Here is an 18317-nt window from a genome sequence, read left to right as displayed (position 1 = left end):
GGAGGACTTTGTATGTTGAAAACCGAGACTGAAAATACCTCTTGCAAAGAATCCAAACCCGCTTATCTTTGGATCAAAGGTCCCCAACGGCGAATTGACCCGGTGGACGCCGACCTTCCCTTGCCCCTGGGGCGGGGCGTCGGCCAGAGCGGCATTGGCCGGTTGTGTGAAAAATTGATGTCATCTTTTTATGAGTACAAGCGAGACAAAAAGCATGCCCCTTAATCTCCTTAGGCGGATCACGGGTGGCGGCCTCGCGGCCGCCTACGTTTTTTCCAACGTCGTGGGCGCCCACGCCGTTGAGACCAGCTTGTGGAAAGAACGCCGCGAGGCCGCCGATCGGCAACGCGCCTCGGGCGAGCTCTACGCCCGCCTTCCGGGGGTTCATCCCGCCGCGGGCCCCGACGCCATTCTCCCGAACCTCGCGCCCTCCTTCACCCAGAGCGAAAACCCCTCTCTGGTGGAAATCCTTCCTCCGGACGCGGTGGAAACCTTGGGGTGGCTACCCGCGGCCGTCGCGGCGCACGGGGACATCCGCCGCGTCCACATGGCGAAGAAAGCGGGCGGCCCCCTGGTGGTGCATTTGCAGGACGTGCACGAAAACGAAGAGGCCCAGCGCAACCTCGCCGGGCTGGTCGGCGGCCTGCGGGCCGCCGGGCGCGCCGACGTCGTGGGCCTGGAAGGCGCCGTGGGCGCCTTCCACCTCGAGCCTTACCGGTCCGCCCCGCCGGACATAGCCCGCGCTTTGGCGGGGGAATTTGTCCATTTGGGCTATTTGACGGGGCCCGAAGCCGCCGCGATCACGGCCCCCCAACCGACGCTTCTTTGGGGGGTGGAGGACAGGGCCCTTTACAAGAAGCACGTCGACGCCTTTTCCGCCGCCGAAAAAAGCCGGGCGGTCCTGGCTCGGCGGGTCCGGGAATTGTCCGAAACCGCTTCCGGCCTTCGGGACGGACTGTACCCGGCCAGGTTGCGCGCGCTGGATGAACGCCGCCTGGCGCATGCGGCGAAACGGGAATCGCTGAGCCAATACACCTCCGCCCTCTGGGAAACCCCGGTGGCCAAGGGCTCGTTCCCCAACGTGGCCCGGCTCGTCAACCTCCTTTCGGAAGAAAAACGGATTGATTTCAAACGGGTGGAAGCGGAACGGCAGGCGCTCATCGACGCTTTGGTGCGCGTTGTGTCCCCGGCCTCGCTCGACCGGCTGGTGAACGAAAGCCTCCGGTTCCGGGAGGGGCGCTCTCCCATGGACGTTACTATGATTTCCTCAAGGCTTTTGCCGGGACCACGGGATCCGCTTGTCCGCTTACCCCTCGCTGAACGCTTACATCGCCTACGCGCTGAACGCCGAAACCATCCAACGGGAGAAGTTGCTGGACGAATTGAATGAATTGGAACGATCGGCCTTCACCGCGCTGGCCACGACGGAAACCGCGACCCGATTGGTTCGGGCGCGTTGGGGGCTGGCGCTACTGGAAAAATTATCCCAGCACGCGCTGACCCCCGCCGAGTGGGCCGCCTATCAAAAAGACCGCGTGGCCATCCTCCGGATCCCGGGGGCGTTGGCCGAAATGGCGGGGGAGCCCCGGGGGGAAACAATCCCCGAGGACCTGTTGGCTCCGTTTGAGCAATTTTGCGCGGCCGCCTTGGAGCGCAACCGCGCGTTGGTCGATCATCTTCTGAAAAAAATGGCCGCCGAGAAAGCCGCCACGGGGATTTTGGTGGCGGGCGGGTTCCACACCGCCGGGTTGGAGGACATTCTGGAGGAAAAAGGGGTGTCCTTCGCCGTCGTGTCGCCCCGCCTGGCCCGCGTGAGCGAACCGGCCCGGCCCTTGGATGTTTTCGCCCGCGCGCCCCTGCCGCTGGAGACGCTCCTGGCCGGGGACGTTATCCACCTCGCCTATGCCCCCCTGACCCAAGCCGAGGGCACGGTCGCGGACGTGCCACAAGGCCCCGCGCGGAGACAAACCGCCGAGGCTCTATGGGATTCACTGGATTCATTTTTAGCTGTCATCAAAACCGGATTTCAGGCGGGCGATCTCTCCCGGTTTGACGACTGGTCCTCCGGTTTCAAATCGATCCAGTCGGTGGGGGCCCGCCCCGTGAAGTTCCGCAAATCGTTGGACGCCGTGGTCGTCCGTTTGGAGACTCATTTGGGCATGAATAAAGGATTCGTCATCCTGGCCGTTCCCTCCCATGGGGAAGCCCCTCTGCCCGACGCCAAACCTGTCTACGCCGGGCGGTTTGCGCTGGAAAGCCTCGAAGCCGACATCCGGATTTACAACGCTCATGAGATCGAACCCAGCGATTTGGGCGAGGTGTCCTGGGCGGACGGCGTGGCCGGGACGCCCGGCCGTTTGCTGGCGGCCCTGCGCCGGGTCCTCAACAACCGGCGGCTCAGCCGCGAGGAGCGGCGGATTGAACAGGCCCACTTAGCCGCCATTGTGAAGGTGTCGACCCAAAACAGGATTCCACAAGAGAAATTGCTTCCGATTTTTGAACATATTCGGCGCACCCAGGAATTGGCGCGGCAGTTTGCCTCGGACTTCCATCTCCCGCTCGATGACAAAAGAATTCTTTCGATGGCGGCGGCGGCCCACGACATGGGTAAATTCCACGAAGATTGCATCGAGAGTATTTTGAAGGTGCAATACCACGAACGCGGATCGCCCGAGCACCAGGCCCTGGCCGCCCACGAGGAAGCCGTGTTTGCCATGTTGGACCGCTACCAACTGGATTTGGGGCCCGACGCCTCCCTGGTGCTCCGGGCGCACAGCGCTATCGGGCCCTTGGGGCAGCAGGACCTTTCCTCCATCGAAGGGCTGGAAGAGAGGCACGTCCGCTTGGCGTTGATATTGGCCATGGCCGATGTGGGCGACGGATACCGCGATATGACCCGGGACTATTTGCGGGCCCGGGTCGCCGAAACCGGTTTTCCTGACGCCGCCGCGTTAACGGTTGAATACAACAAATACTGCGACGGGGCCCTCCATGGCGGGTTCGGCCCAGCGGCGGCCTGGGCGCAGGCACGCTTTCATGGGGCGCTCGACCAAGACTGGTTCGGGGCGGCCACGGAGAGAACGCTCATCGACCATGTGGCTCGGTCCGTGGCGGAGGCGATGCCGCCGTCGGCCGATCCCAGCGACGCGCGCCGCTTGACGCTCTTGGCCGACGCCATTCAAAAATTCAATTTGCCCGGTCGGACCACCCCCCCGGACCAATGGTGGCCCGACCTGGTGGAACGGCTTTGGTTGCGGGGGGCTCGAGGAACCGACCGCGAATCCCTTTTAAAGGGGTTGCTATCCCAGGTCGTGGAGGGAGTCGAAAGGGGGACTCTTGACGATTCCCTCGGGTTGGATTTGCTCACCTTGGGGATGATGTCTCCGGGGGTACCCCTGGTCTCGCGCCGATGGGTGGGTGGAAGTTATAAAGACGGCCAACACGATTTCGACCTTTTCCAGAAGGGAATGATCAACGACGTCCGGGCGGCTGTCCCCGGTCCGGAAATGGAGCAAGTGGTCGCCGCTCTCAATCACTCCTTGGCGAACGCGCATCTTCACGGGATCATCCGGCCAGAGAGTCCCGCCGAGGCCAGCCTGGCCCTCACAGCGGGCCATTGGGTTATCCGCGTCGAAAATTATTCCGACGAACGTCTTCCGAAGTTGCCGGAGGCGGGGAAACGAAAAACGGAGAAGGATGACGTCACTTTACCGGACCGGGTGTTTCGGAAAGGTTCTCCCGTTTTGACCACCCTTATGCGAGAGGAAAGGCTGCGGGGCGTCAACACCATGTACGGCTATGGCACATCCTATGTGATCCAATCCCTCCGATTGGGTTCGGACGGGCGGTCCCAAAAAGTCCTGTGGAGCGAATCCGCTCCCGTGGACAAAACGCCGGACGGTGCGGCTGTGACGAAAGTGTCTTTCCTTTTCACCGCTCCGGCGGGGACTCCGCGAAAGGAAGAAATACTGACCTCTTGGTTAAGTGAAAGCGACTCGCCGACTTGGGTCATGGCCGAGAATTTAGGCGAGGCGTGGCGGGCGGACTTGACCTCCCGCTTCCTGACGGGGTTGTCGTCGAGCGAGAGGGAGACCCGCGTCGAGGAAATAGTCAACGCTTTGACCGCCCATCGGGCGCAATTCCCGGACATCGAACGGTTTAACCTCGAAGCCGAAACCCTGGCTCTGGCGGAAGGACCCGTGACGCTTTTTTCCTGGACCGGCACGGGCGCGCAAATAGTGGATCGCCGTTCGGGGTTGTCTGAAGACCCCAAATGGAACCGCGTCGAACGGTTGGTCCCATCCCTTAATATGGACCGCTTCACCAATATTCTGGAACATTCCTTGGACAACATCTCTCAACACGGGGACGCAGGCGAACCGGCCGCCGTCCTCTTGGTCTACAACCAGGGGGCCCTCACCCTGACCGTTTCCAACGTCACCTCCGAACCGTTGTCTCCGGAACTCGCCTCGGCGCTCTTGAAGACGCACTCCATGGCCGATCCAACCCCTGTTTTCCCGCGGGGCCCGAGCCCGGGACAGAGCATGGGGGCCGGGAGCATGATCATCCAGGCCCATGGCCTTTTCGCCCCGGAGGCGCAGGAACGGCACGGGCGCGACATTAAAATCCGTTTTGATCGGGAACCCCGAGGGGAAGCGGCGGTGTTCACCGCCACGGTGGAGATTCCGGCGCTACCCGCCGCCGACGCCCAGACCAACACCAAATACGCCAAGCCCGGGACGACGGCGGTCTCGCGCTGGATCAGCGAGCGATCCTCGACCTTGCGGCTGGTGGCCACCGCCCATCACGGCCGGGTGGACGCGGGGCCCGCGATAACCGTCGAGCCCGGCTCTGCGGGTTTTTCGACCGTGAAGTTGAGGTCATACCCGGTGTGGCGGCACCGGGCCCAGCTGAACGAATTGGTCGCGGGAGTGGAGGCCGTGGCGCCCGCGCTCACCGCCCCCGGACGGTGGCGCAATGAATGGCGCGCTCTCCTCTGGCGGGAGCTGGGTTATCGACGCGCCGAAACCGGCGGAACGGAAGACACCGCGGCCCCGGGGCAAGCCATCCGTTTGTCCGGCGGGGGCCTCAGCGTCGTCGAACACAGACGGATCAACCGGGTGATTCTCGCTTTGATCAAAGACGGCAAGGCCGCGGCGGTGTGCGGGGACCGCGCCGGCGCCCTCAAAAACGACAAGGACCTAAAGACGCTTCCCGTGGAAGAGGACACGGACGGATTCGTGAAGGGCCTGCGCGGTTTGCTGCGGCGAGGAATCCTAACGAACGGGTGGCCCGCGGACTTCGACTTGATCGTCGTCGACGGGGATTTCCCGGCGGACGTCGCCCTCCACCCCGGGCACCGGCGGCACCAGGCGTATCTGCCCCGCGCGGTTTTTGACGGGTTCAAACAACTTTTCCGAACCCTTCCCCCAGGGGAGGACCAGGACCTCCTGTTGGAGGTAGTGGGGGAGATGCTACGCCACGAGGCGGAGCACATTCGTCGCTTTCAAGAGTCCGGTCGTCCGGCGTCGGAGGCGGAGGTCGACGCGGTCGCGTCGTCCGCCCGCCCCCGCGCCCTGTTGCGGGTGCTTCACTCCGCCGCGGCCGCCCGCGCCGTGGGCGCCGCACCCCGGTGGAACGCGTTTTTGGAGCGGGCGCGCGGCGAGCGGACGTCCTACCTTCACGCCTATCCCCATTTGACGCCCGAACAGCATGTGGGCATGGCCACGGAGATTCTCCGGCGGCCATTCACCACGGAAGATCGCATCTTGGCGCAACTTCATTTGGGCGCGGTGTTCGACGGGGCCGCCCCGAGCTCCCCCGTCTTCAACAAAGCCCTCGCTCTCCTTCAAAGAAAAAACATCGTCGACCTGGACCCGGAAATCGGCAAACCCTTCCCCCTGTGGAAGTTTGTTCAAGAACTGACCCGTCAACACGCTCTGATCAGCGACCCCCGACCCATCTCCGAAATCAACGTCATCGCGAAATCTTTGGCCCAATTCGACCCCTGGACCCGCGGGAACGATGTGCGCGTCGGGGACTCCCTTCAATTCCCCGTTCCCGGCCAAACGATGGCCCTTCCCCTCACCCGCGAACAATTTAAAAAGAAACTGACGGATCTTTGGCCGACCCTGAAATCCGCCGAGCGCGCCGACCTGTGGCGTCGGGTTCGGTTTAACCCGGAAGGGCACCTGCTCATTACCCGCGGGGATTTGGACTGGCTGGGACTTCCCTTGGAGAAAATGGCCATGGTGTCCCGTAGCGCCGCCGGCAAAGGCACTCGCTACGCCCGCGAAGAATACGATGAGGCCACGGGTGCAAAGGTGGTTCTCGACTGGGCGAAAGGCGTCTATACCGTTCCCCTGGAGGAGGGGGCGCCCCGGGGAATTCTGGAAATAGTTTTGGCCCAAGCCCGAGCTCGAAATCTGGCCACCGGGGCCGCGCTGGAGGTCGACGTCCACACCAGCCATTTGACGGACAGTCAGATCCGTTTCGAATTGATTCGCCTCGGTTACGTGCCGAACTTCATGGAACGATTTATGCCTGAATTTGTCCTGGACAATTTGCCCGAATGGCTGTACACCCCCGGCCTGTACACCCACCCGGCGGAAGGGTCCGCGCCGGTGAAAGTGGTCCGGGTGCGCGAAGCGCATCTGTTGGACGCCCGCACGGGGGATTTTTACAAGCACAGCGTTCCCGGCATGGATGTGATGGACGTGATGTGGCCCGACGCCCACGACACGTCGTTCATCGATTTCATCGTCAGCGGCCGGGCCTACGAAGTGTTCAAGCAAGGGAAGCGGTTTCAATTCATCGCCAACATCGACAACTTGGCGGCCCTCCCGTCGCCCGCCCTGCTCGCCGTGATGCGATTGACGGGCGCCCCCCTCCTCAACGAGCTGGCCCAAAAACCCAAGGGGGCGAAGGGCGCGTCCGCGGTGAAATTCAAGGCAGGTCGAACCTCCGCCGCCGTGGATTTCGGCCGTCGGCTCGGTTTGGCCGAGGAATTTCAATTTGACGGGTCTTTCCTCAAGGGGTTGTCGCCGGAGGCGGCGGAGGCTTATTTCCCGATGTTCAACACCGCCAACTACGTGGTGGATATCGCGAATTTCTCCCGCCAATTTTTCAACACCCCGGACGCGACGGAGGCCGACGTTGAAGCGAAATTGAAGCGTTTTTATGACGCGCGCAACGACCCCGAGGTTCTGTTGGCCCTGCGTTTTGAACTGATCGCCGGTTACCGCCGACAAACCCAGCTCTGGGAAAAAGACAAAACCCACCCGGCCCTCCAGCCCGCCAGTTTGGCCGGCATGGTGACGTGGCGCGTGCCCACGGTTTTCGTTGAGGTGCCCGTGGGGCCGTCAGCGGGGGCGGAGTCGCGCTTCGAACCGTTGAAGGAAAACATCGATAATTTTTCGGCCAACTACGCTTTGGTCGAGCGATTGCTCGCGGAGGGGCGCCCGGCGACCTCCCCGGTGGCGACGCTTCAAACCAGCGGACTCTCCCCCGCGGACGCCGCTCGGTGGGAGGCCGTGGCGGGAAAATACAAAGGCAAGACCTTGGGCGACATCCAGGCGGATTTGGCGGCGAACGTGCGGTCGGTTCAGGACTCTCTCAAACGGGTGGCGGCCAAACAGCCGCGGAACTACGGCGCGGCGGAGGCCCCGTCGACGTCGGCCCAGCCCCGGGCGCCCCCTCTGGAGCAGGCCATCCCTGACCTCGGCGCCGTGAGCGCCGACATTGATCCCCTTGGCAAATTGAACCAAAGCATTCACAGCCTGAAGAGCATTGGAGACGTGGTGCTCCCCGCGGATCACCCGCTGTATGGCCTGGGCGTTCCCCGGGATTTCGAGGTTCACCTTATCGGCGGAAAGGGGAATTTCCAATTTGTGTTTAACGGCCCCTTCGGCCGGGTGCGGGCCCACGCCAGCGGGTTGACGTCCAAAAATAGCGCCGACCCGAAGAAAATCCTTTACGTGGCGCGGGCCTATTTTGACGAACATTTCGCGCGCGCCCCCGACCACGTCGCCGCCGAACTGACCAAGGAAACCGATCGCTTCAACAAGTGGTGGCAGGCGACCCACCCCCCGCTTGATGTCGCCGGGGACTTCGTGCCCTGGCTGGGCGCTTGGGCGCGGAAACTGCTCACCAGCGTCGATTCCGGGTTAGAGGGCGGGGTTCAAGTCGCTCGCCCGAAAGACGCCGCGATCCGCGGCGAGGTGGTCAACATAGCTTACGAGGGACCTTTCTGGGGCGCGGGCGGCGTTCAGGACGTCGTCACGGAACTTTTGCCGGAGCTGGTCCGCCAGGGGGTGGCCACGCGTCTCTTCGTCCCTCTGCATCAAGGGGGGGTGCCTCGGGAGGTTCGCGACCAAATTTTGACCCGAGGGGTGGAGGGCGTTTCCCAGTTCACGTTGACCCGGGGCCAAGAGACCTACACCGCCAGGCGGGTGGCCACGGTCGTGGTGGACGGGAAAACCTTCGGCGTGTACGAGACTGAAATCGAAGGGGTGACGGTCGATTTCATCGCCCACCCCGAACTGTTCCCGAACGGATACGAAGGCCAAGAGGCGTTCTGGTCCAACATCCCCGCGGACGTGCGCCAACGGGTTCTCCAGGGCGAAACCGTGGACGCTTTCCGCTGGTTTTACTCCGGCCGCGATTACGACGCGCGGTTGGCGAGGGTCACCTCGGTCGACGGTCGACAGACGTTCGTGTACCGAACGAATTACGCCGACAAAGAAATCGATTTCGCGGGATCGGTCGAGATGTTCCGCGCCGGGCGCTCTCCCCGGGACCTCTATTGGGAGGCCACTCTTTTCTCCGCGGCGTCCGTCCGCGCCATGGAGGCGTTGAACCTAAAGCCCAGCGTGGTTCAAGCTCACGATTGGCAGGCGGCCCAAGCGTTGGCCTACGTGCGGGGGCACGCGCCCACCCGGCCCGTTGAAGGCCGTCGGGCGTTCCGCGTGGCGGTGAGCGACCGCTACGCCCACGAGCTGTTGACGGAGCTGGGGAGCGGCGAGCTGGTGGGCATTTTCCGCGAAGACGAAGAAGGTCTCCTGGGCATCGCCAACGGCATCAGCCACCAAGGTTGGGACCCCCGTCGGCCCAAACCGCGACGTCAACAGCCGGCGTCCGGAGAGAACAAGCCCGCTCTCCTGGATTACGATTACACGCCGTTCAGCGCGGCTGACCCGGAGGGGAAAAGGGAGAACAAAACCCGGATGCAAGAGGCGCTTGGGTTAACCGTCGACCCGGCCGCGCCGGTCTTCGCCAGCGCGTTCCGCATCACGGGCCAAAAAGGGGTCGAGGAAATTATCGGCGTGGCGGGGCGGGTCCTCCACAGCGGCGGTCAGATGGTCATTCAGGGGCTGGCCCATCCGGAAGAGGAAAAAAAATACCATTACGTCGCCCGCCTCAGGGAACTTCGGGACCGTTTTCCAGGAAAGATGGTGTTCCGTGAAACCTTCAATAAAGACGATGTCCATATGCTTTTGGCCGGAGCGGACTTTTCCCTGTGGCCTTCGGAGTTCGAACCCTGCGGGGTGGCCCATCAACAAGCCATGCGTTACGGCGCCGTTCCCATCGGCCGTCGCGTGGGGGGTCTGGACACCACCATTATCGATGAACGGGAATACCCGGGGTACGGCACCGGTTTGAAATTCGATCTCAAGACGGCTGACTCCCTTTGGTCGGCGGTGGAGCACGCCTTGAAAGTCTTTAAGGAAACGCCCGACGCCTACAACGCTATTCAAAAACGAACCATGGTCGGCCCGCGTGACTGGTCAAAAGTGGCGCCGGAATATCTCGACGTCTACATGGCGTTGGACCGAGGCGAAATCCGCGACACCGACAGCCTGGGCGACGCGGCGCTCATCACCGTTATTCATAACGGGGGGGTCGCTTATCAAGGCCGTCAGCCGGCCAACGTGGCTCGGGAGCGGTTCGAATGGGCCAAGGGGTTGGCCGGCGGGTTTCCTCCCAGCCTGAACTTTGATCCTCAAGGTGGTGAATTCTACGGTTATTTGAACGCGCTCAAGATCGGGTTGGTGGCTCAAAACCACGCCCGGCCCCTGCTATCGGACGCGCTCATCGGCCACGTGCCCGCGGGAGTCGATTTGACCGCCGTGCCATTGCAACGGGCGGCCGAAGTGAAGGCGGCCTATTCCGCTTTGGACGAGTGGCTCGCCACCAAGCTGGCGGGTCCGCCCCCCCCGTCCGCCAATCCGAATTTGGCCCAGGCGGTTTGGAGCGGAGCGCAGGTCCTTCGGGAAAAGATCGGTTCCCTGAGGCAAAACACCGACCTGGGCGTCTTTGACGCCGACGGGCTTCAACGCCACAGCCAATCGCGTGTCTTGGGTTACGGCTTTTCGCAGGAACCCCGGACGGGCGGCCGCGGGCGCCTCGGGTTGAGCGATGAGTTCTTCGAGCTACGGTCGGTTTTACACCCCCACCTCATGGAAGCCGCATTTCACGAAGGCTACCACGTGGTTTTTGGCGCCGACGCAAAAACCACCCACCACCTCGACGCGATCCGTCTTCAGGCCGTCCTTTTTTGGGGTCTTTCGCCCGACGAGGCCTTCGCGCTGTCTCTGGAGGGGCTGGAAAACCATCCTAAGAATGCTCTCGGCCGCGCATTGCGCGTGCGCCGTCTCCAGCGGGATTTCCGCGGCGAAGACATTTATTCCTTGGCGACCGAGTTGCGCGGGAAAATGGCGGAAGGGCGTTTGATTCCCTTCCTGTCCGAGGCGGACGACGCCCTGCACCTTCCCTTGGGCCTGTCGCCGACCGCGATGGAACGTCGCGCGCAAGACCGGATTGATTTGATGCGTCGGGTGGAAGGGGAAGCTCCTCGCCGTCCCGGGGACGAGGACCCCCGCGCCGCGGAGGCTCGCCGGACCGAGCAAGACTGGGCCAAGCCCCTCATGGATTCCGGTCCGGTGGAAGCGTTGCACCCCCTGCTAAAGGCGATCAGCCTTTTGGACGGCGCCGAGGAGACCCGGCTGTTGGAGGAATTGGGCGCGGCGGTGCTTCGGGACGCCGCCCTGGCGGACCGGCCCTTAGTGGACAGGATTCTTTTGATGACGGGCCGCGTGCCGGCCTCATGGGCCAAACTGCACGGCATCGCCTACCAACGGGTCTATCACCTCTCGGCTGAAGGGCGCAAGGTGTGGGCCGGCGGGTTGGGCCCCGTGCAAGTCTTCCACAGCGACGCGGAACGGGAGATCACCCGCGGTTCGAACGTGGACATTGTCGATATCGAGCCGGACTACACTCACCGACGAACGGCCGAAGGGCTGGTTTTGGCCGCGGCGGTTCCTCCGTCGACACCGTTGTTGCCCAGCGACGAGCCGCCCTTTGATCTGGACGTGGTTTTCGAGGACCACCCCGTCAAAATCCGGGTTCGACCCATGAAGGGCCCAGAGGGCAACCCGGTCTACCTCTTCCGCGACAATCCCGACGGCGACGCCTTTTTCACGAAGCAACTCTACGACTACCGGGGCGGAGGCGACAACCCGGCCAGCTGGGAGGACTTCTCGGCCTTCTTTAGCGTCGCGAGCCTCGCCATCATCGCGCATTTGGAAGAAGTGCGGCTCCGCGCGTTGGGCGCGGCCTGGCGTCCGCCGGTGATCCACGGCAACGATGCGCAGACGGCCCTCGTCAACGTTCTGGTGGCCGAAGCGGTGGCCGGGGGCAACCCGCGGGCCGAGTCCCTGGCGAAAAAGATTCCTTTCTTCAAGCCGTTGTCCCGGTGGATCGCGCGTAGCTTCAAGACCCACACCTACTTCAATCGCCAGGGCTACCTTTGGGGCCGCCCCAATGACCATTTCAGCCGCCTCTCGTTTTTAAGCGGCATCCCCGAATGGGACCACGGCCGGTTGATGGGCTATTTTGCCCGCACCGGCCCGGAGGGAAACGGTTACCCCGACGTCACCTCGGCGGGCGTCGCCGCGACTCCGGGGCACGTGCAGGGGGTGTCGCGCAAACACGGTTGGGACGTGGCGCGGAAATACGACGATCCCCACCCCGTGGTCGGCATCACCAACGGAGCTAATTTGGAATGGTCGGCGGGCCTGTTCCGCGGTTACCTGAAACGCGTCGCGGGGGACCACGTGGATCAGCTCCGCCCCACCGCCGGTCAAGTGCGGGACGCCAAGCGGCTCGCCAAAGAAGAATTTTTTACGGAGCTTCTGGCCGTCAATGACAAGGGCCAGTCGAAGCATTTGGAATCAGAGGTCTTTGAACGCTTTCGGGATGTGTTGCGCGATCGCACCACCGGTACAGACGCCCGGCTGGACCCCGCTCTTCTGACGCAACCAACCTTTGGGTTCGTGGGCCGGTTGGTGAACGAAAAATTCAACATGGACCGTGCTTGGGCGCGGTTCGTCATTCGGGCCTTGGTTCAGGCCGGGGTGAACGTGGTGCTCTTCGCCCCCATCCAGCAAAAGAGCGATCCCAGAAGCCCCAGTTCGACCATCGCCCTGCAACTGACCCAACTGGCCGGGAATTTGGATCGAGAATGGAAACCGGGGCACGGTCGGCTGTTGTTCATCGATTCGGGGAATTCGGAATTAAAAAAGAAGGCGCTGACGTCGCTCGACCTCTTGGTGTTGGACTCCGACAAGGACACCGAAGCCAACGGCTACACCGAGGTGGCGGCCTCCGCTTCGGGCGCCTTGGTGATGGCTCCTCCCTTCCACAACGGCGAGGGGCTGATTCGCGGCCAGGGCATTCCCATCGATTGGAACCAGCCGGGGCACGGGAATACCCTCATCCCTGAAAACCAGAAGTCGGACGCCTATTTGGACACGTTGGCCAGGGCGACCAGCGTTTATTTCGACCGCCCCGACAATTTCGCCGCGCACCAGGCCACGTCGGTGCGTTTGAGCCGGCCATTGGAGGCGCGCCTCACCGCCGCGGCGTCCCTGCGGGACTTTAATCTGAGCTATCAACTGCCCGTGGACCTGAAGACCGACGCGCGCTGGCGGACGGGGCTGGTCCTCCCCGCCGACGCCCCGGTCAAAATCGAAGCCTTGGTCCATCTGCGCCCCGGGGTGGGCACCGGTCATTTGGAGGCCCGGGCGCGGTTGGCCCCCGTTCGTGGCTGGGGCATGGAATGGGGCGCCGTGCGCGAGATCCCCTTGGGTCCGGCGGGCGGGGTGGTGGTCGGGGAATTGGGCTCCCAAAACGTGACGTTGGCCGCGGACGTGGACCTGCCCCCGGGGCAATATGAGTTTATCATCGAAACCCGCGACGATCGCGAGCCGGTGTGGATGGTTCAAGAGGGCATTTCCTGGGGTCAAAACAATCGCTTGACCGTGGGCGTCCCGTCCGCTCCGGCGGGGCTTCTTCCCTTCTGGCGGCCGGTCATTCAAAAGTTGCGCTTTCTGGGTTGGGCGGACCGCCGCATCGGGACCGTTCTGGGGTTCTTCGAGGAGTTGTCCTTCATGGGGGGAATTTCACTGATGGCGGGACTGTTGGGGAGCGCCTTTGGCTTGGGCGAGGCGCAGAGTTTCCTTGTCGCCTCCGCTTCGGCGCTGGTTCTGTTTCCTCTTGGCCACGCCGGGCTCGTGCACTATTACGACCACACCGGTCGTCTCAAAGACCGTTCCTCCAGCGATCGCGATGTGGTTCGGTTGTTGGGGTTCGGGGCGGTGCTTAGGGCGGTTCACGTCGGTCTCTTTTTTGCCCTGCCTTGGCTCTCCGCGCTGTTGGCGGGCGCGCCGGTGGCGGGGCCTCCCTCCGATATGGTCCTTTGGGCCGCGGCCGTATTGCCCTTTTTGATCGTTCCTTCTCTCCACGCGCGTTACGATTTCCGGCCCCCCGCCGGTTGGCCTTTGGCGGTGGTCGACCCCCTCGCCGCTCTCGCGCGCTTTGTTCCTTCCCTCCAAACCATTCGCTATGTTCCCACGGCAGGGGTCCCGGATGAAGGAGGCGTCTACAATTCCAACCCGCAAAGATCCGCCATTTTGGACCAGGCTTTTACCCAACTGGTCGACGCCACGCCCGACGCCTTGACCGGAATCAACCCCACCGCCTTTCGCGCCATCGCCGAACTGGCGCTCGAAAACACCGAGCAACACGGAACCCCCGGGGCCGAAGCCTCGATCACTCTGCGGGCGCAAGGGGGGGACATCCTGCTGGAAGTCGCCAATCCATCCACCGAAATTCTTCCCGACGCGATTCAGGGCGAATTCTCGATCCAACACCCCAACACCGACGTTCCGCCGACGGAACGCGGCCCCGGCAGTCGCTGGGGGGCCGGCGTCGCCAAAATCGCCGCCCTGGTCAAATCCCTGTATCCATCCAGCGCCACGGGTCTGGCCGACAGAGTTCGATGGTCCTGGCGTCGCGACGTCAAGGAGGGAACGGTGGTTTTTTCCCTCCGCGCGCCCCGGGGCCAGGCCGCCGCTCAGGTTACACCGTTGGAATTCACCAATGATTGGCAGATGCCCGAGTCCCCGTGGTCGGGGATCGAAACAGGGGTGCGGTCCGACGTCCTCGCGTTCAGCTTGTTGATCGCGGGGTGGGGGCTCCGCGTTGAGGCCCCCCGCGCCGAAACCTTCGCGGTCGCCCCGGCCCCCATTCAACCCCTGGATCCAGCCGTGATCGAAATAAAAGATTTCGGGTCGGCGGCGATTCCTCCCGGACGCTCCGGGCTCTCCCCCCTGGCCGCCCCCTGGGCTCGATTCTCCGGGTGGCGCGCGGCATTGAACCCCGGGAGACTGGCGATAGGGACCGTTTTGGGGGCGTTGATCCTTCTGGCCATGCCGGACGTCGCCCTGGCCGCCCAGTCCATGATTGACGGCGCCTCCACCTCCGAGGTTCTGGCCGCGCCTTTCGTCGCGGCCGCCGTGGCGATGGGACGTCCGCGCGCCGGCGTCAACGCCGAGAAGGTGGAATCCCTGTTCCGCTCGGGAACCTGGATCGAGGTTCATGATTATTTGCGGGAGATGAAGTCGATGGCGGGCCGTGACCCCGCCGCCTACGTCGACGGGGTTTGCATTCTCATGATCCGGCTTTTGTCGTTGGTCCCGGGTTTGCCGGAAGCCGAACGGGAAACAGCCCGAACGGAATTGCTGGAGAGATTCTGGCGTTTGGCGAATTCCCTATCGACCCCCGCCGTCGCCGGCCCCTACGCGGACGAATTGGCGCGGAACTACATGGCCACGCTCATGCTGGACAACCTGGCGGCGCGCGCCCTCGACACGAGAAATTTCGATTTAGCGGAGCCGCTGGCGGAAAAGGCCGGCGTCCAATGGGGTCTGGCCCACTCCGCGGCCGGGAACTCTCCGACGTCCGGGAAGCGCCCCCCGCCCATTCCCAAAATCGCCGAAGCCCGCGCGGCCATCGCCCACACGCGCACGCGCTTGGCGTTTCTGCGCGGCCGATACGAAGAGGCCCGCGCCATCGCCACCGAGGCGTTGAGCGCCCCCGACGGCGCGTTCCAACACCCTATTCAAAACAACCGGGATCTGAGCCTTGAGCTGGAGTTTTTCATCGCCGAGTCCCACGCCGCCGAGAAGCATTGGGACCAAGCCGCGGAGGCGTTCCGTCGAACGCAGGCCCGCGCGCCCGGAGACCCGCGCGCGTTCACGGGCGAGGCCGTTCTGCATCTGGAACGGGCCGCGGGCGCCGATTCCCTCGTGGAAAATGAGCGGCTGGCCCGGCAGTCGTTGGCCTTGTTGGATCAAGCCGCCGCCAAAGGGGATGCGACCATCCGTCATTTCCGCGCCCGCTTATCAGCGCAACTTTTCCTTCACGAGCTGGCGCCGTCCGAGGGACATTTGGCGGCCGCGGAAGCCGCGCTACCCAAGGCCATCGCCCTTCACCCGGCCAAAACGGACGTGGCCCGGGTGTGGCTGAACCGATGGTTCGGGGCGGAAGATTTCACGGAGGGTTTCCGGCGGTTGGTCGCGGCGCGGGACGCCGTGTTGAAAGACAAAAAAACCCAGAGACCCGAGCGGGTGGATTTCCAATTCCTGGGATCCATGAAAGAGGCCTTGGCTCAATTGGAGGCCATGGGGTTCGATGTGTCCGCCGCGTTGGCGGCGACGTCCGTGAACGCCGTCGACCCGGCCACCGCCGAGCTGGCGGCGGACGCGGCTTTCCTGCTGAATATGCGCGGCGAGAAAGCGGCTTTCGGTCGAAGCCTGGACGCCTTGCGGCGATACCTCCTGACCGCCGCGAACGGAGCGTTCGATCATACGTTCGGGGCCGCGCCAATCAAAGTTTTTGAAAACGCCCTGGGAAACCTGCAACGCGTCAGCGACGTCGATTGGGTGGTCCGGACCCTGGTCCCGCGGGCGGCGGCCTCGGACAACAAGGCGGCCCACAACGTCGTGGTGGAATTTTTGAAAGCCAACGCCGAGGACGTTTCCGTCAAGGGCCTCCAGGCCATGAGGGACAACCCCTCGGTGATGGCGGTGCGGCCCTTCGCCAATTTCGCGAATCTGAATTGGAAGCGTGCCCAGGAACAATACCCAAGGCAGATCGGGCTGTTGGCCGAGGCCCCCATCGCCGATTGGACTTCCGCGCGGAATTCGTTGGACGACGCTCGCCTTCTGGGGGTGGCGGACAAACCCGGCGTCCAAAAACTGCAGGTCCTGTGGGATGCCCACGCCGCGGAGCTGGCCGCTCAAGCCTCCGCGCTGGACGCCCGCGCGGCCGAGGAAGCGCAACGAACGTTGGCCGATAAACGTCCGGAGAATTTGAGAGCCCTTCGCGACCTGCGCCGTCGCTTGAGCGAGCGAAGGAGCCGGATTATTGCCAGCCAAAACCCGGCCATGGCCTTGGAAAATTGGGACAAAAGCCAAGAATTGTTCACGCAAGCGGAAACGCTCCTCGCGGCCGTGGCGGAGGACAAGGACGTCGAAATACGCCGCGTGACTGAGGATGTTCGCGCGGGGGTCCGGAGCGTCAAGAGCTTTTACGCCGATAAGGCCAAGGGCCCCTGGCGGGACGCCGTCACCGACCAACTGGAATGGGAAGGCAATGAAATTATGACCGAATGGCAAACGCCGGCGCTGAGCGAGTCCGCGATCCAACGCCTCACCCGGGAATCCTTGGTTTGGGTTCGGTTGGCCCGAACGCTTTTGGTGGGAAACGCCGAAGACCGCCGCGTGGTGAGGGAGGAATCCCGCAAAATCCTCGGCCAAGCGCGCGTTTTCCGCCCGCGCCAGGAGCGCGGGGGGGCTTCCCTCGACCTGTTGTTAGGCTTGGCCGGCGTGTTGGCCTTGACGGCGGCGGCCCTGACCTTGGACCGTCTATGGTTGGCCGGAGCCATGGGGCTGGGACTCGCCGCCATGGCCGCCCGTCTTGTTCGTCGGGCTTCCGCGGCGGTTTCCACGAAATGGGCGGGCCAACAGATGATTTGGGATTCCGCGATGCTCCAAAGCTTGACGGTGGACCGCCGGACGACGCTGGACCGCGTCCTCTTGGGTGGGGCGGCGGGCCCGGTGTCGGTGGGTTGGTTGACCGCGGACATTTCCCGCGTCCGGTCTTTCGTTCAATCGGAGCGTCGGCGGGGCCAAGCCGCCCGGGCCGTCCTGGAAAAGAATTTCGGAGCGTGGTCTTTGACCGACGAGAACGGCCTCTTGTCGGAAGAGCGTGTTCGCTGGGCCGGGGCCGCGGTGGCGGCCGCTTCGCGTCGGGAGGGCGGCGTCGATTCCGCCTTGCCGACATCGGCGCCACCGGTGTTTCTGGCGCTGGCCACTTTGGGTGAACACGATCTGACGCCCGCCCAATGGAGCGTCTGGGCGGAGGTGTTCGCCGAAGGCTTCAATACCGGTTTGACTCCCGCCGGGAAGCGATTGAGCGAAGCCGTGGACGAGCAGCGCCCCTTGATCGTTGAAATCAGCGCGTCGATGCTGAGCGGCGCGCCGACCGCCCAGGACGAGACCCGCTTGGCCGAACTTCGGGTTCTCTTGTCCCGCCAAGCCGACCTGGCCGCCGATCAGCTCACTTGGGTCCTCCCCGACGGCCGGAAGGACCTGGCCCGGTTGCCCCGCGATTTGGCGGGGCTGCGCGACATCCGCGCCGGTGTGCGGGTGAAATCCAAAATTCCTCAAGTGGACGGAAAACTTTCCGTGAAATCGCTCCTGTTGGATGTGCAGGGCCGCGCCCGTGTGGCGGATTTGGCGGCGACGGATCTCTTCTTGATGGACCGCGGCGAATGGGTGATCGAATCGGACTTGCCCAAGGATCTGGCGCGACTGTTGATCGCCCTCGCCGGGGGCTTGGTGGTGGACGCCACCCATCTCCTCGCCGAAGAGGTCAAGAACCTTTATTATCTCCAGACCAACGCCTAACCCGAA

Annotated in this window: 3 protein-coding genes; all 3 read left to right on the top strand. The window is 63.6% G+C overall.

Translation table 11 applies throughout. The features are described from left to right. The first annotated feature begins 12 nt into the window (after positions 1–12). From IPP35_05125 to IPP35_05115, 3 genes are read left to right on the top strand one after another with little or no spacing between them, the layout of a single operon-like run. Positions 13–225: a hypothetical protein gene (locus IPP35_05125; protein MBL0058484.1), complete on the top strand. Its 213-nt coding sequence runs from the start codon at positions 13–15 to the stop codon at positions 223–225. Continuing rightward, positions 215–1390 (top strand): hypothetical protein, encoded by a 1176-nt coding sequence (locus IPP35_05120; protein ID MBL0058483.1) that lies wholly within the window; start codon positions 215–217, stop codon positions 1388–1390. Before IPP35_05125 ends, IPP35_05120 begins: the two co-directional genes overlap by 11 nt. Further along, positions 1299–18311: a UTP--glucose-1-phosphate uridylyltransferase gene (locus IPP35_05115; protein ID MBL0058482.1), complete on the top strand. Its 17013-nt coding sequence runs from the start codon at positions 1299–1301 to the stop codon at positions 18309–18311. The genes IPP35_05120 and IPP35_05115 overlap by 92 nt, the downstream gene beginning before the upstream one ends. Positions 18312–18317 lie beyond the last annotated feature (6 nt).

Source organism: Elusimicrobiota bacterium (genome assembly GCA_016721625.1).
Classification (GTDB): Bacteria; Elusimicrobiota; Elusimicrobia; order FEN-1173; family FEN-1173; genus JADKHR01.
This window is presented reverse-complemented; position numbering and strand designations above follow the sequence as displayed.